The organism is Pseudovibrio sp. W74 (assembly GCF_001623085.1).
Classification (GTDB): Bacteria; Pseudomonadota; Alphaproteobacteria; order Rhizobiales; family Stappiaceae; genus Pseudovibrio.
Map to the genome: position 1 here is coordinate 135365 of NZ_LMCJ01000013.1, position 22799 is coordinate 158163.

Genomic DNA, 22799 nt, shown 5'->3' on the forward strand with positions numbered 1-22799 from the left:
ATCATGGTTTCCGTTATGCTGGCATTGGTGCACGGTTATGCATCTATCAGTCAGCGCGGCAACCAGGTGGTTTCCGGTGTGGCGATCAACTTCCTTGCAGCTGGTCTGACCGTATTGCTGGGGCAGGCATGGTTCTCTCAAGGTGGACGAACACCGGCTCTGTCTCCGGCAACCCGCTTTGAAAGCCTCACGCTACCATTCGCCGACACTCTGGCAAACGTGCCTGTGCTGGGTCCGATCTATGCCAATCTGATCTCTGGTCACAACATTTTGGTTTATGCATCTTTCGCTGCTGTACCGTTGACCTGGTGGATCATTTTCAGAACCCGCTTTGGTCTGCGTCTTCGTGCAGTAGGCGAGAACCCTTCCGCAGCTGATACAGCAGGTCTATCAGTAACACTGCTACGTTACCGTGCGACAATCATTTGTGGTATTCTCTGCGGGTTCTCTGGTGCTTACCTGTCTGTTGCTCAGGGCGCCGGATTTATTAAAGATATGAGTGCGGGCAAGGGCTTTATTGCTCTGGCAGCTCTTATCTTTGCAAAGTGGAAGCCAGTGAACGCCATGTTCACATGCCTTCTCTTTGGTTTCCTAGATGCATTGGCAATCCGTCTTCAGGGCCAGGAAATTCCTGGAATTGGTGAAGTGCCTGTTCAGGTCTTCCAGGCTCTGCCTTACGTGCTGACTGTGGTTCTTCTTGCCGGCTTTATCGGTCGCGCAATCCCACCGAAAGCATCTGGTATCCCATATGTTAAAGAGCGTACATAAGGACAATAATAATGAGCGCATTTGACAAACTTTTTGAAGAAGCAAAGGCGGCACGAGAAACCGCCTATGCGCCATACTCCAACTTCAAGGTGGGCGCTGCATTGCTCACCACTGATGGCAAAGTCGTCTCCGGGTGTAACGTCGAAAACGGCGCCTACCCGGAAGGCACCTGTGCTGAAGGCGGAGCAATCGCGGCAATGATCCGCGGTGGCTCCACCAAGATCAATGAAGTTGTAGTGCTGGCAGACGCCGCGCTGTGCACACCATGCGGTGGGTGTCGTCAAAAACTTTCTGAATTTGCAAGCAACAAGCAGATCAAAATCCATGTCGCGAACCTCGAAGGTCTGCGTAAAACCTTCACCATGGAAGAACTGCTGCCTGCTGGCTTTGAATTGAATGAACAGATTGAGGATTGATTATGAGCGGATTTGGTAAGGAATCAGCGGAAATTGTACGCGCTGCTCGCCCAGGTGATTATAAAGTTGGGATGATCCTCGGTTCTGGTCTGGGTTCTCTGGCTGACGAAGTGGAAGACGCGGTTCGCGTGTCTTACAACCGTCTCACCGGTTTCCCTGTCTCTTCTGTTACCGCGCACGCAAGTGAGCTGGTTGCAGGCACTCTGGAAGGTGTCCCGGTTGTTATTCTGTCCGGTCGTGCACACTACTATGAGAGCGGCAACCCATCCGTGATGCGCACTCCGCTTGAGACCCTCAAAGCACTTGGCTGTGACACAATCGTTGCAACCAACGCTGCAGGCTCCCTGCGTGAAAATATCAAGCCGGGTTCTCCAATGCTGATCAATGACCACATCAACTGGTCTGGTCTGAACCCGCTCATCGGCGAAGAAGACGAGAGCCGTTTCCTCGATCTTTCCGCCGCATACGATCCAGAGCTTCGTGAGCAGCTCAAAAAAGCAGCTGCTGAAACTGGTGAAGACCTCGAAGAGGGCGTCTACATGTGGTTCTCCGGCCCGTCTTTCGAGACTCCGGCAGAAATTCGCATGTCTCAGGTGCTCGGTGCTGATGCCGTTGGCATGTCCACTGTACCGGAAGTGATTATGTCTCGCTTCCTCGGCATGCGCGTCGCAGCAATCTCCACCATCACCAATATGGGAGCTGGCCTACAAGCCCACGGCCTCTCTCATGATGAAACCAAGGAAATGGCCCCGCTTGGAGCGGCCAAGATCAAAAAGATTTTGCGTGCCTTCCTCAAAAACATGGCTTGAAGGAAACTGGCAAAATGACCGAAGCATCAACAAAAGAAATAGCAAAGCGTGCTCTAGGACTTATCGATCTAACCAACCTGAATGATGACTGCACTGCAGAAGATGTAGCAGCACTTATTGAGCGCTCAACTACACCTTACGGTCACACTGCAGCCATCTGCATCTGGCCTCGCTTTGTAAAGCAGGCTGCTGAGCTTCTGAAGAACTCTCCAGTTCGCATCGCGACTGTTGTGAACTTCCCTGCTGGCGGTGAAGACACCGCAGCAGTGATCGAAGAAACCAAAAAGGCTGTTGCTGACGGCGCGGACGAAGTTGATCTCGTTATGCCATATCGCGCATTCGCAGAAGGCCGTCGTGGTTTCGCTGAAGATCAGATCAAACAGGTTCGTGGCGCAATTCCTGCTCCAGCACAGCTCAAGGTTATCCTTGAAACCGGTGAGCTGAAGGATCCTCGTTTGATCCACCTGGCTTCTGAAATTGCAATTGCACAGGGTGCAGACTTCATCAAAACCTCAACAGGTAAAGTGGAAGTCAACGCAACTCTCGAAGCTGCGGAAATCATGCTCAACGTACTGCGTGAAACTTCCAAGGAAGATCACCGCGTTGTTGGCTTCAAGCCAGCTGGTGGTGTGCGCACTGTAGAAGAAGCAGCTGAATACCTGAAACTGGCTGACGACTTGATGGGCAGCAACTGGGTATCCTCAGCAACGTTCCGTTTCGGCGCAAGTGGCCTGCTTGATGCAGTGCTCGCTGGCATCGAAGGCCGTGATAACGACACTAAAGAGACCTACTGATATGCTTCCTCAAGAAATCGTTCGTAAGAAACGTGAAGGCGAAGTCCTGACAGCTGAAGAAATTCAGTTCTTTGTAAAGGGCATCACTGATAACAGCGTAACCGAAGGACAGGTTGCTGCTCTGGCAATGGCCGTGTTCTTCCAGGGTCTCAGTGTTGACGAGCGTGTTGCACTGACACTCGGCATGCGTGATAGCGGTGACGTTCTTGACTGGTCCGACATCGGCGCACCAGTCGTTGACAAGCACTCCACGGGTGGTGTTGGCGACAACGTTTCTCTGATGCTTGCACCTGCACTTGCTGCAAACGGTGCTGCTGTTCCAATGATCTCCGGTCGCGGCCTCGGCCACACCGGCGGTACTCTGGACAAGCTGGAAACCATTCCGGGCTACTCCGCAAAACCATCCAACGAACTGTTCCGCAAGGTTGTTCGTGAAGTTGGTTGTGCGATCATCGGCCAGACTGGTGACCTCGCACCTGCTGACAAGCGCTTCTACGGTATTCGTGACGTGACCGCGACTGTTGAGAGCATTGATCTCATCACCGCGTCCATCCTGTCCAAGAAGCTGGCGGCTGGCCTTGAAACTCTGGTTCTCGACGTTAAGTGGGGCACCGGCGCATTCATGGCGAACTACGAAGACGCGAAAGCTCTGGCTGAAAGCCTCGTTCTTGTTGCAAACGGTGCAGGTCTTAAAACCACCGCATTGCTCACAGATATGAACGAGTCTCTGGCATCTGCAGCTGGTAACGCGATCGAAGTTCAGAACGCTGTAGACTTCCTGAAAGGCACCCACGTTGACAATCGTCTGTGGGATGTGACCGTTGCAATTGGTGCAGAAGGTCTTGCCAACTCAGGTCTTGCTGACTCTGTTGATGACGGTAAGAAGAAGATGGAAGAAGCCTTCACCTCCGGTAAGGCAGCTGAACTCTTCGGCAAGATGGTCGGTGAACTCGGTGGTCCAAACGACTTCATGGAGAAGCCGGAAGCATACCTTGCAAAGGCTCCGATCCAGCGCGCAATTCATGTGCCAGAAGCATCTTTGGTGACTGGTGTTGATGCACGTGCAGTTGGTCTCGCAGTTGTTGAACTTGGTGGTGGTCGTCGTGCCGCAGCGGATGAAATCGATCCTGCTGTAGGTCTCACAGACATCGCTGGTGTTGGGACTTCCGTAGACAGCGAAACTCCAATCGCCGTCATCCACGCACACACCGAAGATCAGGTAGAGCGTGCAGAGAAAGTTCTGCGTGATGCTTACACCTTCGGTTCTGCAGCGGACGTTAAAGAGTTCGACACAATCCGTGACCGTATTGCGCCTTAATCTGCGCAGCAATAATTAACTGGCAGGACAGCCTCTCACCTCTTTTGAGCAGACAATTATCTGATTGAGAGCTGTCCTCCAAAAACTAAGGAAACGCGAATGCCACGCGCAATTATGTGTGTACTCGACAGCTTCGGTATCGGCGCAGCCGACGACGCTGACAAGTTTGGCGATGTCGGCTCCGACACCCTTGGTCACATTGCCGATGCATGTGCAGAAGGTAAAGGCGATAAAGAAGGTCTGCGCAGCGGTCCTCTCTCCTTGCCAAACATGGATCGTCTTGGACTGGGTGCTGCCGCTCGTGCATCCACTGGTAAAGACATTAAAGGTCTGGATTTCTCCGGCACGCCAGAATCCCATTGGGGTTTTGCTGCTGAAGTTTCCAACGGCAAAGACACACCATCCGGTCACTGGGAAATTGCTGGCGTACCAGTCACATTCGACTGGGGCTACTTCCCGGATGAAAACCCGTCATTCCCTGCTGAGTTGATCGAAAAGATCATCGAAGTTGGTGAACTGCCGGGCGTTCTGTGTCTGACGCATGGTTCTGGCACTGTTGTCATCGAGGAATTCGGTGAAGAGCACGTCAAAACCGGCAAGCCAATCATCTACACCTCTGCGGACAGTGTTCTTCAGATCGCTGCACACGAAGAGAGCTTTGGCCTTGAGCGCCTGCTGGATCTCTGCGTGAAGTGCCGCACACTGGTAGACGAATACAACATCGGTCGTGTGATTGCCCGTCCGTTTGAGGGCTCTGCTGAAGCAGGCTTTGAGCGGACTTCAAACCGTCGCGACTATTCTGTTCTGCCACCGGCTCCAACTGTTCTGGATCGTCTGGAAGATGCTGGTCGTCAGGTGATTGCTGTCGGCAAGATCTCCGATATTTATGCAGCACAGGGCATCACCAAACTGCTGAAGGGCGCTGGCAACGATCAGCTCTTTGACCGCACTTTGGAAGCAATGGATCTGGCGAAAGACGGAGACCTCGTGTTCTCCAACTTCGTTGACTTCGACATGCTCTACGGCCACCGCCGTGACGTGCCGGGTTATGCCGCAGCTCTGGAACACTTCGACAAGCGCCTGCCAGAGATGATCGAAAAGATGAACGACGGCGACCTGCTCATTCTGACTGCCGACCACGGTTGTGACCCAACCTGGAAAGGCACAGACCATACACGTGAGCATGTTCCTGTACTGGCTCTGGTGAAAGGCGAGAAGGGTTCCAACATCGGAAAACGCCCGACTTTCGCTGATATGGGCGAGTCCGTTGCCAAACATCTTGGAATTTCAACTGGCGAAAACGGAAATAGTTTTCTGTAGATCCAGTAGGAAATTTTGAAAATAAGCCGGGCAAGCATTGTTTGCCCGGTTTAGTGTACCGCGATATATTTCTGAATTGCCTATGATTTGCAATTGTTAGAGTGCGTTCCGTTTGTTTGGACACAATCAAACGGCAAGAATTCACTCCAATAAAAATGTTAGAGCATGATGCGTGACTTTAAAGGAACGCGGCATGCTCTGAGGATGCTGGGAGAGGCATCCGTCGTGTTACATGAGAGGGGAATGCAGCATGCAGGCTCGCACGTTTACTGCACAGCAAGATGGAAGCTTAACGCCTGAGATGAAGCAGGCGTTTGAAGAGGACGGCTTCCTCGTTCTTGAAGGATTTGCATCGCCGGAAGAGTGCGATCAGTTGAAAACACGCATGGCTCACCTGATTGACGAGTTTGACCCGTCAACAGTCGCGTCAGTGTTTGAGACCAATGCGCAAACGCATGCGAAGGACGCTTATTTCCGTGAAAGCGGTGATAAAATCCGTTTCTTCTTCGAGGCAGAAGCATTTGACGAAAATGGTGCTCTGACCAAAGACAAACATCAGGCACTGAACAAAGTCGGCCATGCCCTGCATGACTATGATCCTGTGTTTGAACAGTTTTCACGCTCCCCGAAAATGGAACGCGTGGCCAAAGATATCGGACTGACAGAGCCACTGCTTGCTCAGTCCATGTACATCTTCAAACCGCCTCACATCGGCGGAGAAGTAAACAACCATCAGGACTCCACATTCCTCCACACAGCGCCGTTGACCTGCACAGGCTTCTGGTTCGCTTTGGAAGATGCGGATGAAACCAACGGTGGTTTGTATGGCGTTCCAGGTGGTCATCAAGGACCGCTTCGCAAACGCTTCCATTACAACGGCGAAGGCCTTGTGATGGAGACCCTAGACGAAACCCCACTCGAAAAATCTGCAGATGATGCGGCGCCACTTGTTGCCCCCAAAGGGACCCTTGTTATCCTTCACGGACTTGTGCCGCACAAATCTGCTCCGAACCGCTCTGATAAGTCCCGCCATGCCTATGCTGTACATATGGTAGACGGAACCGCAAAATGGTCGGATGACAACTGGATTGTTCGGGCTAAAGACAAGCCAATGCACGGATTTTAAGAAATGAGACCAAAGCAGAACGTGGTGCCACGTGCCGAACTGCACTGCCACATTGAAGGTGCAGCACCTCCAACGCTCGTAAGAAAGCTGGCTCAACGCTATGATGTAGATCTGGGTGATCTGTTCGACACCAACGGAGCCTACAGCTGGCATGACTTTACCACCTTTATTCAGCAGTACGATGTTGCAGCATCTCTGTTCCGCCGCCCGGGCGACTACGCAGAACTGGCTGAAACCTACTACAAGATGCTGGCAGCTGAAGGTGTGATCTATGCGGAGGTGTTTATCTCTCCTGATCATGCAATCAAAGCAGGCCTGAGCTACAACTCCTATCTGGAAGGCCTCATAGCCGGTCTGGAACGCGCAAAAGCTGACACAGGCATCGAAGGCCGTCTGGTTCCTCTCGGTGTGCGTCATGAAGGTGCTGAATCCGTTGAAGGCGCAGTCAAGGCCGTCATCGACAACCCACACCCAATGGTAACAGGCTTCGGTCTGGCTGGTGACGAGCGCATTGGCCCGGCAAAGGACTTCGAAAAAGCCTTCGCTATGGCCCGTGAAGCTGGTCTCGGCCTCACAGCCCATGCTGGTGAGTTCGGTGGTGCTGAAAGCGTGCGTGATGCACTGGATTACCTGAAGATCACCCGTATTGGTCACGGTGTGCGTGCCGTAGAAGACGACGCGCTGGTCCAGCGTCTGGTGGATGAGGAAATTACCCTTGAGGTGTGCCCACATTCCAACATTGCGCTCGGTGTCTATTCAAACCTGCGCTTCCACCCGGTAAACATGCTGCGTCAGGCAGGTGTGCGTATCACCCTCAATTCCGATGATCCGCCATTCTTCCACACAACGCTTGGACACGAGTATGTTGAAACATCTCGTGTGTTTGGCTGGACGCGTGACATCCAGAAATCCATCACAAAGAATGCGCTGGAAGCGGCGTTTGTTGATGAGGAAACCCGTGCTGTTCTTCTAAAGCGTTTGGACACTTTAACTGAAGAAGCATGAGTTTTTGCTTGAGTTGAGTGTGCATAAGCAGGAAAACTGGCATAGCCGGGTTTCTTATGCTCAAAACCTCAGAGCATAGATTGCAAAAAGCCCGTACCTTCATAAAAAGGTGCGGGCTTTATAGCGAAGATCACTGGGGCATTTTAAGCTTCGGGGCAGACGTTGCATAAGGCCCACTCCGGCAAACCAGAAATACGAGTGCTTTACAGGCCTCAACAGGCAAAACGATAGGAACCGACGAAGATGGAGATGCAAGCATCGCAGGCTTTGTCCTTGCTCAACGCAAAAGCAGTTCGTGAACGCTCACATATGCTTTTGGAGCTGGGATTGCAGGGCGAACTTGAGCATTTTGCTGTTGATCTGTCTCACCTTGCAGAAGCTGCCCGCAGAACACTCGCTGCGACCGACAACACCTATCCAGACCGGCAAATTCCGTTTCATGCCCGCTGGCGCCAGTTTGAGACCGGTGGCATAGACCGTTGGGGAATGCTGGCTGGTGCGCGACGCTTTTCTGATGTGCAGGGCATGGGCCGTGCAGCTTGCGATCTGGCGATTGTTTCAGCGCTGCTGGATGCCGCCGCTGGTGAACACTGGACGTATCGCGAAGCAATCACCAATGAGACCTTCAAGCATTCTGAGGGTTTGGCGATTGGTTCACTGGCCATGTTCTCGGCTGGTTTCTTTTCTCACGAGCCGCTGGACCCACTCAGGGCAGATGCCATCACCTTGTTCCGTCTGGACAAGGATGAACTCGCAGAAGGCTTACAAATCACAGAGAAGAACCAGCTCATCGGGCTGGATGGGCGACTGTCTTTGCTGAACCGTCTGGGAGAGGCTGTTTCTCTTCGTGATGATCTGTTTGGTAAAGAAGACGAGCCACGTCCGGGCGGTCTCTTCGATATCCTCTATGAGGAAGGGCAAACGGGCCCTCTGGATGCAGAACGGATTCTGGAGCTGGTTCTGGATGGATTAGGGCCGATCTGGCCCAATCGTGAGCAGATCGATGGTGTGATCCTTGGAGACACTTGGCGTCATTCCAAAGTCACAACTCAGGACAAAACCACCAATCTTGTCCCTCTTCACAAACTTTCTCAATGGATTGCTTATTCTTTAGTTGAACCTCTGTCGTGGGCTGGTATTGAGATGACAAACATTGATGGTTTGACTGGCCTTGCTGAGCATCGCAATGGCGGACTGTTTTTGGACACGGGCGTGCTGCGCCTGAAAGATCAAAAGCAGTCCCTGAACAAACACGAAGTAAGCAGCGAGCTGGTTGTTGAATGGAGAGCGCTCACGATCGCTCTTCTCGATAAGCTCGCGGATTGGATTCGGGCAGATTTGTCTGTCTCCCGGGACCAGCTTCCACTGGCATGTGTGCTGGAAGGTGGGTCTTGGGCTGCAGGACGACAAATTGCCCTTGAAAAACGAGGTGATGGATCTCCACCCCTGATGATTATCAGTGATGGAACCGTTTTTTGATCTATAACCTTTCGTCAATTGCACCCGAGAATATCAGGTGCCTAACTAAGACACGCACTGCCATGTACATGCTGACAAAAGGCAGCTGCATATAAAAGACCCGACTGGGTTGAAAAAGAGGAACACGATGTCCGGCGCAACCGTAATCGCACACCCGCTGGTCCAGCATAAGCTGACCCACATGCGGAGAAAAACAACCCCGACGCAGGACTTCCGCCGCTTGCTGCGCGAAATCTCTTTGTTGCTGTGCTACGAAGTAACACGCGATTTGAAGATGACCACCCAGTCCATCGAGACACCAGTTGCTGAAATGGATGCACCGGTTCTGGCTGGTAAAAAGCTTTGCTTCGCCTCCATCCTGCGTGCTGGTAACGGCCTGCTGGAAGGCATGCTTGAGCTGATCCCGTCTGCGCGCGTTGCGCATATCGGTCTCTACCGCGATCCTAAGACCCTTGAAGCCGTTGAATACTACTTCAAAGCGCCTCAGGAGCTGGAAGAGCGTCTGGTGATCGTTGTTGATCCAATGCTGGCGACCGCAAACTCTGCAATTTCCGCTGTAGACCGCCTGAAGAAGCGCGGCGCAAAGAACATGGTGTTCGTTTGCTTGCTGGCTGCTCCTGAAGGTGTTGCGCGCTTCAACGAAGCACATCCTGACGTGCCAATCTACACCGCCTCCATCGATGAAAAGCTCAACGAAAAGGGCTACATCATCCCGGGTCTCGGTGATGCTGGTGACCGGATGTACGGTACAAAATAAACTTTCTTGGTTTAGAAGCGTCAGGCATCAGGTCTGGCGCTTTTTTCTTGAAGGCATCCTCAAGAAATACAGACAGAAATACCGGAGACGATACGCATCTCAAAACTGTGTATTCGTCCTTTATGAGGTGTAGACCGTGTTGTAAGGTCATGCGCGCAAGGGGATGATGGAATGCCTAATAAAGCTCGTACCCGTTTGAAGGTTTGCTGTATTTCAACTTCGGGTGAAGCAGCCACCGCTGTTGCTTGCGGCGCCGATGCTGTCGGTCTTGTTGCCCACATGCCGTCCGGTCCCGGTGTGATCGAAGATGACCTCATTCTCAATATTGCCCGGCAAGTCCCACCAGCTGTAGCAACCTGGCTCCTCACATCACGTACCACTGCAAAAGACATCGTCGAACATGTGCTCACCTGCGGCACCAACACGGTTCAAATTGTCAAACCAATTGACCCAGGCGAATATCAGGAACTGCGTCTGGACCTGCCTGCCTGCACACGCATCGTGCAAGTTGTTCATGTCGAAGACGAGTACTCCTTTGAAATCGCGCAGGAATATAGCCGCGTTGCAGATGCGGTTCTGCTCGATTCAGGCCGCCCTTCAGAAAACGAACTCGGCGGAACAGGCCGAACGCACAACTGGGATCTAAGCCGCCATATTGTCGAGAAGCTCGATATTCCGGTATTCCTTGCCGGTGGGCTGACCCCTCAGAACATCATCGAAGCAGTTGAGACTGTAAAACCCTACGGCGTAGATGTTTGCAGCGGCGTACGCGTGAATGGTCGCCTCAACCGAACTCGACTGTCAGAATTTGCTGCGGCAATCGCCTGTACCTGAGTTCTAGGTAGATCTCCGGAAATCTTAGGTTTTTAATTAGAATTCTTGCCTTTTTCTTCGGCTCGGCTGTATACCTATGAAAAGTAATGGGCAAAACACTGAGTGATCTCTGAACACGGCGAAAGACCGGGATGTTGTGGTGCCCAGAAGATGTGGGGGCGCACGTGCAACGTTATATCTGGGTCATGGTTGTCGTCATTTGTGTCGCGTTGATTGTGCCCAAGGTGCTCGAAGAGCGCTTGCTGGGCGTCGTTGAGGTGCACGAATCTCAGAGTGTAAACGAGCCTCAGAAAACCTCAAAACGCATCACCAGAATCCGCAAGTCTCCCAACGGCCACTTCATGGCGACCATCAAGATCAATGGTCACAAGACCTCAGCTCTGATTGATACGGGTGCAAGTTTGCTCGCCATACCTTACAGCATCGCACGTAAGGCTGGCATAAGGGTGCGCAACGAAGATTTCACTGTTGAAGTGCGCACAGCAAACGGCATCACGTCGGGGGCATCAGCCTCTATTTCAAATCTCTATTTGGGTTCAATTCATATACGCAACGTTAAAAGCCTAATCCTTAAAGATGAAGCGCTCTCACAGGTGCTTTTAGGGATGTCTGCGTTGAACAGGCTTGGCAAAATCACGCTCGGCAATAAAGAACTCGTGATCGCGCCAAGATAACCAAAAAAAATAAACCCTGCTTTCTGCTGCTCTTAGACTGGCGGTATCCTTTTGTCTTGCTTGTACTAATTCTCGTTTCATAGGAGGTTGGTATGGAATGAATGACCTGAGGGGAGGCAGGTCTGCAATGGAAAGGGAAAGCAGTGGCTATTCGTGATTTCGGTGAACTGGAAAACCGGGAAATTGTCAAAGAAGTGACACTGCATGGCGGCAACCTTACCGCAAGCATCCTCACCTATGGCGCCACAGTTCGCAGACTGCAGCTGGGAGATCGCGACCTGACACTCGGCTTTGACAATCTGCGCGACTATGAACTCCACTCCCCGCACATGGGCGCGACTGCAGGCCGCTGCGCTAACCGCATTGCAAGCGGTTGTTTCTCAATTGGCTCTGAAGAATTTCAGCTCTCTGTGAACGAAGGCGGACGACATCACCTGCACGGCGGGCACAAAGGCTTCGCCCATCGGATCTGGACCATTGAAGAAGCCAGCGAGGACAGCGTTTTACTCTCTTTGGAATCTCCGGATGGCGAAGAGGGATACCCGGGCACTGTCCAGATCACCTGCCGCTATACCCTGACCAAAGACAACACGCTGCGCATTGAGTTTTCCGGCACCACAGACAAGCCAACCCTGCTGAATCCGGCGCACCATAGCTACTTCAATCTAGGCGATCATGAGGATGTTACCAGGCATCAGATCATAATCCCGGCGCGCTCTTTCCTCCCTGTTTCTGATCAGCTGATTCCGACTGGTGAAATCGTTGATGTCGCGGGAACATCCTATGATTTCCGTGAGATGCGCGAGATTGCCGACGCACAGGATTCACGCTTCGATAACAATTTCTGCCTCAGGCAGTTCCGTCTGAAAAAGCCTGAGCTATCCGCTGTGGTGTTTGAACCTGAGACCGAGCTCAAGATGGAAGTCTGGTCAACAGAGCCCGGCATCCAGTTCTATGACGGCAGTTCCCTCAATACCCCGGTTCCGGGCTTTGGCGGCAAAATGTATGGCCCAAGAGCAGGCCTGTGTCTGGAACCTCAATGCTGGCCAGACAGCCCAAACCACGAAGAATTTGCGTGTTCCACGCTTCAACCCACTGAGCACTATCTACAAGTAACCGAGTACCGTTTCATCTGATGTGCAAAGGAGAGACAGCACATCAGTTGTTGTAAAGGACGATAACAGTGAAGACCATTTTCTCACCTGATCAGCTGTTGCATGCCCCGACCAAAGAAATCTCTGATGGGCAGTTGGTTCCTGCCAATGAGATCCCGTCTCGTGCCGAAATTGTTCTTGCGCACCTCAAAAAAGCGCAGTTCGGTGAGGTGCTTACATCAAATGAGTTTTCTCTGGACCCAATCCTCAAGGTACATGATGCAGATTATGTCACCTTTCTGCAGGATTTCTGGAAGCTTTGGCTGGCAGAAGGGCGCACAGTAGAAGAGGTCTTCCCGTTCGTCTGGCCCGTACATGGTCTCAGACATGACATTGTGCCCGATCACATTGACGGCAAGCTCGGTTTCTACTCGTTCGATGCTGGCTCGCCCATGGGCGAACACACATGGGTCGCAGCGCGCAAAAGTGCGGAAACCGCTCTGACAGGGGCGGAGTTGATCCTGTCAGGTGATAACTCCGCCTTCGCACTCTGTCGTCCTCCGGGGCACCACGCACACCGTCGCCTTTATGGTGGCTATTGCTTCCTGAACAATGCAGCGATTGCCGCGCAATACCTGCGAGATCAAGGCGTTGCCAAGGTCACGGTCTTTGACGTGGATTACCACCATGGCAACGGTACTCAGGCAATCTTCTATGACCGCGCTGACGTGCAGTTCCTCTCCATCCATGCAGACCCGAAGGTTGAGTTTCCTTATTATCTCGGCCATGCGAATGAGCGGGGCTTGAAAGAGGGCGCAGGGTACAATCACAATTATCCTCTGCCACACGGCACTGCATGGGCTCAGTGGGAGGAGGCGATGGAAGACGCCTGCCACTCCATCGAGAAGTTTGCGCCGGATGTCATCATAGTCTCTCTGGGCATGGATCCGTATGAGAATGATCCGATCTCTCAGTTTAAGCTGAAGACGGATGATTTCACAAAAATCGGTGCCCGCATTGCCAAACTAGGTAAGCCAACCTTGTTTGTGATGGAGGGCGGATACGCTGTTGGGGATCTGGGCATCAATTGCACCAAAGCACTAAGCGGATATCTCGATACTGTGAAGGTTGGCTCCTAATCAGCTAACACGCTCAGAAACCTATGTTTTATGTAGTGACGGGGAAAGATCTTTCCCGCCACTTGTGTCTTGCCGCAATGCCCCTCTTGAAAGCGGCCCACAATATGCGTACATCCTTGCGAACTGAAATTTCTTAAAGCGTATTCCCGTAAGGTGGGGAACGGTTTACGGATAACAACACGCGAGACCACGAGGGATTAGAGCAGCACAGCCAGTCTGACGAAAGGCGGCTGCTTTAAGTGATCAAAGAATGCCAGAGCAAAATCTAAGAAAAACAAGCCTTCTGTGGTTATTTTGCAATCCGTTTGGACGCATCTCCAAAGGCGTCTACTGGCTGGCAACGGCACTGATCTTCTGTGTTTTATCCATCGCAGTGAATGTCGCCACAAGTTCGCTTGCCGACACCTATATCGAAAACGGAACATCAGATCTCACATTGGCACAGGCCTACAGTGACCTGCTGACCACGAATCCGCTGCTGTACCCCTTGCTGCTTATCGCAAACTTTATGGTGTTCATGCTGGTGATCAAACGGTTACAGGACCGCGGTGTCACTGGTTTCGTTGCGCTGACACTCTTCTTGCCATTCCTGAACCTTCTGGTGCCAATCATTGTTGGTTTCCTTAAGAGCCAGGAAGGCCCGAATAAATACGGTCCGGCATCCAACACCCGCCCATTACAACGTAAAAAATAAGCGTTTATGTTGAGATTTTGCGTTGCTATGTGCCAGTGAATATCACGAAGTGCTGGCAACTCGTGATTGACCATCAGGCACAGCACAGCTAAATCTCGAGGCATGACTGATACGCTTTCTCCTGCGGTACAGATCTGCCGCGACCTAATCCGCTGTCCAAGTGTCACCCCAGCTGAAGGTGGTGCTCTCACCACGCTTGAAAAGCTGCTCGCTGACGCCGGTTTCAACGTCTCCCGTGTGATGTTCTCCGATGAGAACACACCCGACATCGAGAACCTGTTTGCAACCATTGGCTCAGGCAAGCCACACTTTGTGTTTGCAGGCCACACTGATGTTGTGCCAGTTGGAGATGAAGCAGCCTGGACCCACGGTCCGTTCGACGGCACCATCGCAGATGGCATGCTTCATGGACGCGGAACCGCAGATATGAAAGGCGGCGTAGCAGCGTTTGCCGCTGCTGCAATCGACTATGTTAAAGCGCATCCAGATGGAATTCCCGGCCAAATCTCCTTCCTGATCACAGGCGATGAAGAAGGTCCGGCAATCAATGGCACCGTTAAACTGCTGGAATGGGCCAAAGAGCAGGGACATGTGTTCGATGCCTGCATTGTTGGTGAACCAACCAATCCGGATGCGCTGGGAGATGCGATCAAAGTTGGCCGCCGCGGGTCACTGACGGGCACTGTCAAAGTCAACGGAACTCAAGGCCACGTTGCCTATCAACATCTTGCGGACAATCCGGTCCCAGGCATGCTCAAGCTACTGAGTGCCGTTGCTGAGGTTAAGCTCGACAAAGGCAACGAGCGGTTCCAGCCATCCAATCTGGAAATCACAACTGTTGATGTTGGCAACACCGCAACCAACGTCATTCCAGCCCACGTCATGGCGAAATTCAATATTCGCTTCAACGATCAATGGTCTGTCAGCTCACTGAGCCAGCACATCGAGAAGCTTTTAAATGATGCGGCCCCGGACGGCCTCGACTGGAGCATAGAGTTTGCCAGAGAAGCCACCGACAGCTTCCTGACTCATGATGAAGCGTTGATCCAGACCTTGTCTGATTCCATCAAGACGGTCACTGGTCGCACACCAGAGCTGTCCACTGGCGGCGGAACCTCAGATGCACGCTTCATCAAGAACTATTGTGCTGTAGTTGAGTTCGGCCTTGTTGGTCAGACCATGCACAAAGTTGATGAGCACGTTGCTGTGGCTGACATCGAGCAGCTCGCAGACATTTACCTCCGCTTCCTGCAAGATTACTTTCAGGCATAAGCTAATAAGGAACAGGGTGTTGTGATGGTTCTTGGCACACAGGAAATTCGCCAGTCCTGCATTGCATCCTGGAGGATCATGAAGGGCGAGACGGAAGCGTTGCAGCAGTTTGATCTGTCTGCAGATGGCTTCTGGCGCTCCTTTCTGGTCATCTTCCTCCTGCTTCCGTTCTATCTGCTGAGTCTGATCGCAGAGCATGCGTTGATGGTTGAGCATTTCACCACGCAGGGACAAGAGAGCACTGAGATGGTTGCTGGGGGCTTCCAGCTGTATTTCGGTAAATTCCTCTCCCTGTTTGTCGACTGGATCACATTCCCGATCGTTGTTGGGCTTCTCGCTGGATCGTTGGGGCTGAAACGCAACTACGGACCATACATCATCGTCCGCAACTGGAGCACGCTCATCATCCTGCTCCCGCAGACGCTGCTGTATCTGCTTTATATGGCGGGGCTCATTCCCTCAGAACTGCTGATCATGTTGACCTTCCCGATCATCGGGTGGGTGCTGTGGTACAGATTCCAGATTGCCCGTGTTGCAGGGGACTGCAGCTTCTCAATCTCGATTGGTCTGGTGGTTCTGGATCTGGTGCTTTCCATCCTGATCAGTGCGTCGCTTGACCGACTATTTGCGTAATAATACCTATTTTTCACGCACCCCTTTAAATTTTCAGTAGCGCTCATCCCAGTTTCCGCGCACACTTAACGTGGAGGAAAATTGGGAGGGACGGAATGTCAGACAATCATCTGACTGTGCCTGCGGGTGCGCAAAACTCACAGCACAAACTGGCGAAACCGATCGTGCGTCAGGTTACTCTGGAGGATATAACAAGCTCCCTGAAGCTTGGAATTCTGGACTTTGTGAAGACGCCTGTTATTGGCCTGACCTTTGGCGCCTTCTTTGTCGTCGGAGGGGTACTGGTCACGCTGCTCTCGTTCTGGGTGGACATGAGCTACATCAGCTACCCACTGGCCTGTGGCTTCCTGCTTCTGGGACCATTTGCAGCTTTAGGGCTCTATGAGGTTTCCAGACGACTGCAGGCAGGCGAGACACCGCGCATGAGCGGCCTGTTTACGCTGATGTGGGAGCAACGCCGCGGTGAAATTGCCTGGATGGCCTTTGTCGTCATCTTCATCCAGTTCCTATGGATGTTTAAGGTCCACCTGTTGCTGGCCCTCTTTTTGGGAATGCAGGGCTACGGCACATTTCTGCAGTTTGCGCAGACGATCTTTGAGACCTCTGATGGTCTCCTGTTTCTGTTGGCTGGTCACCTTGTCGGAGCGTTTTTCGCCATGCTGCTGTTCGCAGTCAGTGTGGTGTCATTCCCGATGCTGCTGGACACGGAAGTGGATTTTGTGACTGCAATGATCACAAGCTTCAAGGTGGTGACGGGAAGCCCGGTGATCATGGTAGGCTGGGGATTGCTCATCACAGCGATATTGATGGCTTCAATGATCCCTATGTTTGTTGGCTTGCTGGTTACATTGCCAGTGCTCGGCCACACAACATGGCATCTTTACAAACGGGTCGTGTCATTCGAAGAAAAGTAAGACCTTGTGTAACCGGAGGTGGACGGCCTCCGGTTTCCTAACGACTTAACGGAATGAAGAGAGACTTAGTCTTCTTCATCCGCTGGGGCTTCATCAGCACCAACGTTTTTCAAGCTGTCCTGATAGGCAAGGAACGACGCTTCATCCTCTTCCGGGGTGCGATAATCGACCTGCGTAAGATACAGCCCCTCAGGCACGGCAACAGGGCCGCACGCCTGTCTGTCACAGGCTTCCAGTGCTGCTCTCAGATCGTCCTTAGTCCAGCGGCCTTCACCCACAAGACGAAGGCTACCCACCATGGAACGAACCTGATTGTGCAGGAAGGAGCGGGAGCTGCATTCAAGGAAGACATGATAGCCTTGACGATATACGCAGATGCGCTCCATCGTCTTCCACGGGCTCTTCGCCTGACAACGCGTATGGCGGAAGGTCGTGAAATCATGATGACCCAGCAGCACTTGCGCAGCGTCGTTCATGGCCTCTGCATCCAGCTCTGGCTTCACATGCCATGCCAGCCCAAGGTCGTGTGTCAGCGGCTCAAGACGGTTTGCGATCTTAAAGCGATAATGACGGCGGATTGCTGAAAACCGGGCATCAAAGCCCAGACCTGCCTTTTCACAAGCCAGAATAGCAACAGGGTCCGGTTGCGCATGAAAGTTCAGCGCATTCTTCACGGTTTCTGCAGGCCAATCCTTTGCAAGGTCCAGATGCGCCACCTGACCGGTCGCATGCACACCAGAGTCCGTGCGTCCGGCACCGCCAATGGTCACTGTCTCACCCGTGAAGGACTTGATTGCGCGCTCAATAACACCCTGGGCTGTCGGCCCGTTGTCCTGACGCTGCCAGCCTACAAAAGGGCGTCCGTCATAATCAATGGTAATTTTGTAACGCGGCATTCTTGTTCTTTGCAAAGGTTAGGCAAGCAGACTGTAAGCCAGTTTGCAGGGCGTGAGGCAGGCATGAACCTGCAGGATATCTCTGAAATTTGCGCTGTACTATCAGATTTGAATGGGCAAGGCCAGACCCGACAGTGAGGCGTAAAGGAACCTACTCGAACTCTCGGAAAGGTGTGGCATAGGTAACCTCAACCGGCAGGTCTTCTCGTCCCGCCTGCGTAAAAGGCAATGCCATGAAGATTGACCCGGCATAGGGTCCTTGCACCTTCTTTGCCAGCTCGCTGTCAAAACCAAAGCGGGAGTAGTAATCAGGAGCCCCTAACACCAGAACCAGGTCTTCCCCCAGTCCCTGCAAGTCATCCAATGCTTCCTGAATGAGCTTTGTGCCAACACCTTTGTTTTGAGAGGATGGATCAACGCAAACCGGTGCAAGGCAGCTGATTTTCAGGCGGTGTCCTTCTCCCGTTCCCGTCACACGGGAAAATGCAAGGTGGCCGAGCAGCTTACCGTCATCGTCCGTCGCAATTCGTTCAAGAACCAGCGCACCACAAGCACGCAGTCGCTCAACCAGGCGTCCTTCGTTGCTCTGCCCAAAGGCTTTGACGAGCAAAGACAAAATCGCAGGCTCGTCATTCTTTTCAGGCGTACGGAGACCAACTTGATCCTCTCCAATCTGGTGGAACTCAACCATGATGCCTCCGTGCTTCCTGATGTTTCTTAAGAAAAGCCTATCTGATTAAACAGGGTCAGGAAACCGTGTCTCCGGCACTAAGCTTAGAGCCACGTAAAAATTCATCAGCAGACATCGCCTTTTTGCCCGCTCGTTGAACCTGAACCAGCTTGATCGCACCAGAACCGCACGCAATCGTCAGCGTGGTCTCATCAACAACCAGGACCTCTCCAGCAACGCCTGAACCTTCAGCGACACTGCTGCGCAGGATTTTCACGCGCTCAGGGTTCTTGCCGCCCAAATCCATCTCACACCATGCGCCGGGGAATGGAGAAAGGCCGCGAATGTGATTGTGCACCTGCTCAGCTGGCAAAGACCAGTCAATGCGCGTCTCGCTCTTCTGGATCTTCTTGGCGTAGGTCACGCCCTCTTCAGGTTGAGGCGTAGCACCAAGACCACCACGAGACAGAGCAGACAGCGCGCGCATCATCAAATCACCGCCCAAAGCAGACAGACGGTCATGCAGCTCGCCTGCTGTCATGTCTTCAGTAATCGCAACGGTTTCAGACATGCACACAGGGCCAGTATCTAGCCCTTCTTCCATCTGCATCACCTGAATGCCAGATGCCTTGTCGCCAGCCATGATCGCCCGGTTAATCGGCGCAGCACCGCGCCAGCGTGGAAGCAAAGAGGCATGGCCATTCAGACAGCCGTGCTCAGTGCCTTCTAAAATGGCTTTTGGCAGCAACAGGCCATAGGCCACAACAACAGCGACATCAGCTTCAAACGAGCGGAACCGTTCCTGTTCCTCTTCGCTTTTCAGGGAGGTTGGCGTAAAGACAGGAATGCCAAGGCTTTCAGCAGCTTCATGAACCGGCGTCTTCTTCAGCTCCATACCGCGTCCGGCCTTGCGTGGGGGCTGCGAGTAACAAGCGACCACATCCCAACCTTGCCCGACGATCTCAAAGAGAGTTGGAACGGAGAAATCAGGAGTACCCATAAAGATGACGCGCAATGACATAGCTGACCTGCCTGGCTGTAATTCTTGTGTTCCAGACTTAATGCGTCAGCTGGTAGGGAAGGACAAGGAAAAAACAACAAAAAAAGCGGCTCTCCAAAGAAGGCCGCTTATTCAGCTTGCAGTACTGAGTTGATCAGGCTTGTTTTGCCTGCTTGATCATCTTCTTCACGATCCGGTCACGCTTCAGTCGGGACAGGTAATCGATGAACAGCACACCGTTCAGATGGTCCAGCTCGTGCTGAATGCAGGTAGCCAGCAAACCGCCAGCTTCAATTTCCTGCTTCTCACCGTCGATGTTGAGGAAGGAAACGCGCACTTCGCTTGGGCGCTCAACATCCTCGTAAACGCCAGGAATGGACAGGCAACCTTCCTGATAAGTGCTCTTCTCCTCAGATGACCACGTGATCTCTGGGTTGATGAACACCATTGGCTCTTTCTCGACGGAATCGTCTTCTTCGCTCTCGCGCTCTGCAACATCAAGAACGAACATACGTTTCAAAACGCCAATCTGACTTGCAGCAAGGCCAATGCCCGGCGCGTCATACATGGTCGCCAGCATATCGTCGGCAAGTTTTCTGATTTCGTCGTTGATGTCTTCAATCGGAGCGCACTTCTCGCGAAGGCAGTTTTCCGGGACAAATTTTATCTCGCGAATCGTCATAATTACTTTTGAAGTTGTTCTCGTTGCAAAGCTGTCTGCTCAACGTGAGGCCAGCTGATAGTGTTGTTTAGGCTTCATATCCTCTTATGAGAACTTTGCCAAGTCGTTGACTATAGGCTTTTGGCTAGCAGCATTTAATGGATACTCCCCATCAATTGAAGGATGTGGGTTGCAGTGCATCCAAGAAAGCTGAGAGGTATCGCGGTCTTGCAAAGTGTTCTATGTTTGTTTCATGGAACAGACAGTCTTCACATACGGTGCATTCACCCTCTCATATATTCAGGCAACCATAGTTACTGGAGGCCTTTTTTTCCTTTTGCTGCTCATCTGGATCATGAGCCTGCGCGCAAAACTGAACAGAGTGCGTGGTACATCGGTGCTGGAGCAAAAGCGGGCAGAGGACACCGAAGCTGCCTTGGCAAATCTGGTGCGATCTCAGGGTGAAATGACAGGCCGCATGCAAACCATGGCGGAAGTGTTTGGCTCCCGTCAGTCAGATCTCATGCGTGTGGTGAATGATCGTCTGGATGGTCTTGGAAAAACGCTGGGTGCGTCTGTTCTGGAAACCCATCGCCAAACCCACGCCAGCCTCACGGGCCTGCAAGAACGTATGGCACTGCTCGACAAAGCGAACAAAACCATGGGTGAGCTGGCAGGGCAGGTGACTGACCTACAGATGGTTTTGAACGACAAGCAAACCCGCGGCGCATTTGGCCAGGGGCGTATGGAGGCAATCATTGATGACGCATTGCCGCCAACAAGCTTCTCGTTTCAAAGCACACTCTCCAACCGCTCGCGGCCCGACTGCCTGATCCATATGCCGACGGGTGCACCACCGCTGGTGGTGGATGCCAAATTCCCGTTGGAAGCTTTTGCTGCAATCAAAGATGCCGAAACCAAGCAAGACCTGAAAGAAGCTGCCGCTCGCTTCCGAAAGGATATCTCCAAGCATCTGGAAGATATCGCAGGCAAGTACTTGCTTCCAGGTGAGACACAAGACACAGCGCTGATGTTCGTTCCCTCCGAAAGCCTTTTTGCGGAGATCCACGAAGGTTTCCCGGACCTGACGCAGAAAGCCCACCGCCTGCGTGTGGTCATCGTATCGCCGTCTCTGCTTGTCCTTGCTGTGCAGGTGATCCAGTCTGTACTGCGCGATGCCCGCATGCGTGAACAGGCTCACTTCATTCAGGCTGAAGTTGGTAAGCTCCTGCTGGATGTTGGCCGTCTGACAGAGCGTGTCTCCAAACTGCAAACCCATTTTGCCCAGACCAACAAAGATCTGGACCAGATTATGATCTCAGGCGACAAAATCGGGAATCGGGCTCGCAAGATTGATGAGATGCAATTGGGCGGTAAAGCAACAGATCACGTCTCCTCAGCTGCATCACAAGCCCCACAAACAACACACCTTGCAGAAGATGAGTTGCCATCACCCTTTCAGTTTGACCGGCGGTAAGCGCCTATTCGCTCTGTAGAAGATGATCACGTAAGGCAGCCACTGCCGGACGCCTCCAGGCAGCTGAACTCCCAACAATGTAATAGGTGTTCCCCGTCATATGCCGTGCAGGGACTGGCTCGATCAGCGTCCCATCCGCCAGATCTTTCTCAATGAGCAAAGAAGGAAGCAAGGCAAGGCCAAGGCCCTGACGCGCAGCCTCCAATACCATGAAGAAATGTTCGAAGGAGAGGGAGGTGTCTCCGGGCAAGTAGCTTGAAAGCTTGTGTGCCTCCGCCCAGTATTCCCAACTGCCTAGGCGTGTGGAGTGAATGAGGCGGGGGAGACACAGAAGATCTTTTATGCTCTCCGGCTGGGTATCCCCCAACAGGCTTGGGTGACAGACCAGAACCATCTCTTCATCACAAATCCGGAAGCTCTCCAGAGCAGGCCAACTGCCACGGCCCACAGTAAGCGCCACATCCACACTGGAAGGATCCCAGTTGACCGGATCTTTATGACCAGCTGAAAAGTCGGCTGGGATGGTAACAAGATCAACGCTGATGGCGGGATAGACCTGCTTAAAGCCTTTGATCCGCTCCATGAACCAGAGATTGGCAAGTGAGGGTAGCGTCCCGATACGCAGCTGACCTGAAACAGACCCCTTCAATTCATGCTCAAGATCCTCAACCAGCTTCAACGCATTCTTTGCCTTCTGGCTCAGCAGCAACCCGTCTTGAGTAAGTGCAAGCGTTTTCCCCTGACGCGAAAACAGCACCAGTCCCAACTGCTCTTCCAAATTCTGAATGCGGCGGGACACAGCCCCTTGCGTGATGCCAAGCTCCCGTGCTGCCCGGGTAAAGCTCCCATGACGCGCTGCTGCATCGAAAACGGGAAGAACGGAAAGGATTTGCGAAGTGATCGATAGACTATGTCGGCTCATACTATGAGTTTAACTCATGTCTATGTGACTGTCGTTGGTCTATCTATGAGATTTTACGTAGTTTAAAACAACTCCAGCATGAGTTTTGGGTATAGAGCCTATTCTAGGTAAGTGGCCTTCAGGGCTT

Annotated in this window: 24 protein-coding genes; 19 read left to right on the plus strand and 5 right to left on the minus strand. The window is 52.5% G+C overall.

Annotation, left to right across the window (positions count from 1 at the left end; translation table 11 throughout):
• From PsW74_RS09590 to PsW74_RS09675, 18 genes are all read left to right on the plus strand, one after another.
• Window positions 1-768: ABC transporter permease (locus tag PsW74_RS09590; RefSeq protein ID WP_244277854.1), on the plus strand; the 768-nt coding region annotated here is incomplete at its 5' end.
• A gap of 11 nt (window positions 769-779) precedes the next feature.
• Window positions 780-1184 (plus strand): cytidine deaminase, encoded by a 405-nt coding sequence (gene cdd, locus PsW74_RS09595; RefSeq protein WP_057464187.1) that lies wholly within the window; start codon window positions 780-782, stop codon window positions 1182-1184.
• A 2-nt stretch (window positions 1185-1186) separates the two neighbouring features.
• Entirely contained in the window at window positions 1187-1993 is an 807-nt protein-coding gene (locus PsW74_RS09600; protein WP_063286755.1) for a purine-nucleoside phosphorylase, read from the plus strand.
• 14 nt (window positions 1994-2007) lie between these two features.
• Window positions 2008-2787: a deoxyribose-phosphate aldolase gene (deoC, locus tag PsW74_RS09605; RefSeq protein ID WP_057464250.1), complete on the plus strand. Its 780-nt coding sequence runs from the start codon at window positions 2008-2010 to the stop codon at window positions 2785-2787.
• A gap of 1 nt (window position 2788) precedes the next feature.
• A complete protein-coding gene (gene deoA / locus PsW74_RS09610) occupies window positions 2789-4105 on the plus strand; it encodes a thymidine phosphorylase (protein WP_057464185.1) in 1317 nt (438 codons plus the stop codon).
• 99 nt (window positions 4106-4204) lie between these two features.
• Window positions 4205-5425 (plus strand): phosphopentomutase, encoded by a 1221-nt coding sequence (locus PsW74_RS09615; protein ID WP_063286756.1) that lies wholly within the window; start codon window positions 4205-4207, stop codon window positions 5423-5425.
• A 250-nt stretch (window positions 5426-5675) separates the two neighbouring features.
• Entirely contained in the window at window positions 5676-6551 is an 876-nt protein-coding gene (locus PsW74_RS09620; protein ID WP_063286757.1) for a phytanoyl-CoA dioxygenase family protein, read from the plus strand.
• 3 nt (window positions 6552-6554) lie between these two features.
• Complete coding sequence (locus PsW74_RS09625; protein WP_063286758.1) at window positions 6555-7556, plus strand: adenosine deaminase; 1002 nt, start codon at window positions 6555-6557, stop codon at window positions 7554-7556.
• Between the two features lie 243 nt (window positions 7557-7799).
• A complete protein-coding gene (locus tag PsW74_RS09630) occupies window positions 7800-9035 on the plus strand; it encodes a DUF1688 family protein (protein ID WP_063286759.1) in 1236 nt (411 codons plus the stop codon).
• 127 nt (window positions 9036-9162) lie between these two features.
• Entirely contained in the window at window positions 9163-9792 is a 630-nt protein-coding gene (gene upp, locus PsW74_RS09635) for a uracil phosphoribosyltransferase (RefSeq protein ID WP_057464180.1), read from the plus strand.
• Window positions 9793-9963: 171 nt separating this feature from the next.
• Entirely contained in the window at window positions 9964-10626 is a 663-nt protein-coding gene (locus PsW74_RS09640; protein ID WP_063286760.1) for a phosphoribosylanthranilate isomerase, read from the plus strand.
• A 164-nt stretch (window positions 10627-10790) separates the two neighbouring features.
• Window positions 10791-11300: a TIGR02281 family clan AA aspartic protease gene (locus tag PsW74_RS09645; protein WP_208981677.1), complete on the plus strand. Its 510-nt coding sequence runs from the start codon at window positions 10791-10793 to the stop codon at window positions 11298-11300.
• A 143-nt stretch (window positions 11301-11443) separates the two neighbouring features.
• Window positions 11444-12436 (plus strand): aldose epimerase family protein, encoded by a 993-nt coding sequence (locus PsW74_RS09650; RefSeq protein ID WP_063286761.1) that lies wholly within the window; start codon window positions 11444-11446, stop codon window positions 12434-12436.
• Window positions 12437-12483: 47 nt separating this feature from the next.
• Window positions 12484-13533: a histone deacetylase family protein gene (locus PsW74_RS09655; protein ID WP_063286762.1), complete on the plus strand. Its 1050-nt coding sequence runs from the start codon at window positions 12484-12486 to the stop codon at window positions 13531-13533.
• 250 nt (window positions 13534-13783) lie between these two features.
• Window positions 13784-14227 (plus strand): DUF805 domain-containing protein, encoded by a 444-nt coding sequence (locus tag PsW74_RS09660; RefSeq protein ID WP_057464176.1) that lies wholly within the window; start codon window positions 13784-13786, stop codon window positions 14225-14227.
• A gap of 102 nt (window positions 14228-14329) precedes the next feature.
• Entirely contained in the window at window positions 14330-15499 is a 1170-nt protein-coding gene (dapE, locus tag PsW74_RS09665; RefSeq protein ID WP_063286763.1) for a succinyl-diaminopimelate desuccinylase, read from the plus strand.
• Between the two features lie 24 nt (window positions 15500-15523).
• Window positions 15524-16132 (plus strand): hypothetical protein, encoded by a 609-nt coding sequence (locus PsW74_RS09670; RefSeq protein ID WP_063286764.1) that lies wholly within the window; start codon window positions 15524-15526, stop codon window positions 16130-16132.
• A 95-nt stretch (window positions 16133-16227) separates the two neighbouring features.
• Window positions 16228-17046, plus strand: coding sequence for a DUF2189 domain-containing protein (locus PsW74_RS09675; protein ID WP_063286765.1), 819 nt, complete (start codon window positions 16228-16230; stop codon window positions 17044-17046).
• 65 nt (window positions 17047-17111) lie between these two features.
• Here PsW74_RS09675 and truA read toward each other — a convergent pair whose 3' ends face one another.
• The 4 genes from truA to def all read right to left on the minus strand — a co-directional run bounded on the left by truA (window position 17112) and on the right by def (window position 20294).
• On the minus strand, window positions 17112-17942 hold the full coding sequence (gene truA / locus PsW74_RS09680) for a tRNA pseudouridine(38-40) synthase TruA (protein ID WP_063286766.1): 831 nt from the start codon (window positions 17940-17942) through the stop codon (window positions 17112-17114).
• Window positions 17943-18093: 151 nt separating this feature from the next.
• A complete protein-coding gene (locus tag PsW74_RS09685) occupies window positions 18094-18633 on the minus strand; it encodes an N-acetyltransferase (RefSeq protein ID WP_063286767.1) in 540 nt (179 codons plus the stop codon).
• Window positions 18634-18688: 55 nt separating this feature from the next.
• Complete coding sequence (gene fmt, locus PsW74_RS09690; RefSeq protein ID WP_208981055.1) at window positions 18689-19627, minus strand: methionyl-tRNA formyltransferase; 939 nt, start codon at window positions 19625-19627, stop codon at window positions 18689-18691.
• A gap of 139 nt (window positions 19628-19766) precedes the next feature.
• Window positions 19767-20294 (minus strand): peptide deformylase, encoded by a 528-nt coding sequence (gene def / locus PsW74_RS09695; protein ID WP_063286769.1) that lies wholly within the window; start codon window positions 20292-20294, stop codon window positions 19767-19769.
• A 232-nt stretch (window positions 20295-20526) separates the two neighbouring features.
• Here def and rmuC point away from each other — a divergent pair, with 232 nt between their 5' ends.
• On the plus strand, window positions 20527-21750 hold the full coding sequence (gene rmuC, locus PsW74_RS09700) for a DNA recombination protein RmuC (RefSeq protein ID WP_208987916.1): 1224 nt from the start codon (window positions 20527-20529) through the stop codon (window positions 21748-21750).
• Window positions 21751-21754: 4 nt separating this feature from the next.
• On the opposite strand, the gene PsW74_RS09705 is transcribed toward rmuC, so the two are convergent.
• A complete protein-coding gene (locus PsW74_RS09705) occupies window positions 21755-22672 on the minus strand; it encodes a LysR substrate-binding domain-containing protein (protein WP_063286771.1) in 918 nt (305 codons plus the stop codon).
• Window positions 22673-22799: the final 127 nt, after the last annotated feature.

What these genes read in the sequence shown, in the direction of transcription:
- cdd (WP_057464187.1), top strand. Translation starts at nt 780, where the DNA reads ATGAGCGCATTTGACAAACTTTTTGAAGAAGCAAAGGCGGCACGAGAA.
- PsW74_RS09600 (WP_063286755.1), top strand. Translation starts at nt 1,187, where the DNA reads ATGAGCGGATTTGGTAAGGAATCAGCGGAAATTGTACGCGCTGCTCGC.
- deoC (WP_057464250.1), top strand. Translation starts at nt 2,008, where the DNA reads ATGACCGAAGCATCAACAAAAGAAATAGCAAAGCGTGCTCTAGGACTT.
- deoA (WP_057464185.1), top strand. Translation starts at nt 2,789, where the DNA reads ATGCTTCCTCAAGAAATCGTTCGTAAGAAACGTGAAGGCGAAGTCCTG.
- PsW74_RS09615 (WP_063286756.1), top strand. Translation starts at nt 4,205, where the DNA reads ATGCCACGCGCAATTATGTGTGTACTCGACAGCTTCGGTATCGGCGCA.
- PsW74_RS09620 (WP_063286757.1), top strand. Translation starts at nt 5,676, where the DNA reads ATGCAGGCTCGCACGTTTACTGCACAGCAAGATGGAAGCTTAACGCCT.
- PsW74_RS09625 (WP_063286758.1), top strand. Translation starts at nt 6,555, where the DNA reads ATGAGACCAAAGCAGAACGTGGTGCCACGTGCCGAACTGCACTGCCAC.
- PsW74_RS09630 (WP_063286759.1), top strand. Translation starts at nt 7,800, where the DNA reads ATGGAGATGCAAGCATCGCAGGCTTTGTCCTTGCTCAACGCAAAAGCA.
- upp (WP_057464180.1), top strand. Translation starts at nt 9,163, where the DNA reads ATGTCCGGCGCAACCGTAATCGCACACCCGCTGGTCCAGCATAAGCTG.
- PsW74_RS09640 (WP_063286760.1), top strand. Translation starts at nt 9,964, where the DNA reads ATGCCTAATAAAGCTCGTACCCGTTTGAAGGTTTGCTGTATTTCAACT.
- PsW74_RS09660 (WP_057464176.1), top strand. Translation starts at nt 13,784, where the DNA reads ATGCCAGAGCAAAATCTAAGAAAAACAAGCCTTCTGTGGTTATTTTGC.
- dapE (WP_063286763.1), top strand. Translation starts at nt 14,330, where the DNA reads ATGACTGATACGCTTTCTCCTGCGGTACAGATCTGCCGCGACCTAATC.
- PsW74_RS09670 (WP_063286764.1), top strand. Translation starts at nt 15,524, where the DNA reads ATGGTTCTTGGCACACAGGAAATTCGCCAGTCCTGCATTGCATCCTGG.
- PsW74_RS09675 (WP_063286765.1), top strand. Translation starts at nt 16,228, where the DNA reads ATGTCAGACAATCATCTGACTGTGCCTGCGGGTGCGCAAAACTCACAG.
- truA (WP_063286766.1), bottom strand. Translation starts at nt 17,942, where the DNA reads ATGCCGCGTTACAAAATTACCATTGATTATGACGGACGCCCTTTTGTA.
- PsW74_RS09685 (WP_063286767.1), bottom strand. Translation starts at nt 18,633, where the DNA reads ATGGTTGAGTTCCACCAGATTGGAGAGGATCAAGTTGGTCTCCGTACG.
- def (WP_063286769.1), bottom strand. Translation starts at nt 20,294, where the DNA reads ATGACGATTCGCGAGATAAAATTTGTCCCGGAAAACTGCCTTCGCGAG.
- rmuC (WP_208987916.1), top strand. Translation starts at nt 20,527, where the DNA reads ATGGAACAGACAGTCTTCACATACGGTGCATTCACCCTCTCATATATT.
- PsW74_RS09705 (WP_063286771.1), bottom strand. Translation starts at nt 22,672, where the DNA reads ATGAGCCGACATAGTCTATCGATCACTTCGCAAATCCTTTCCGTTCTT.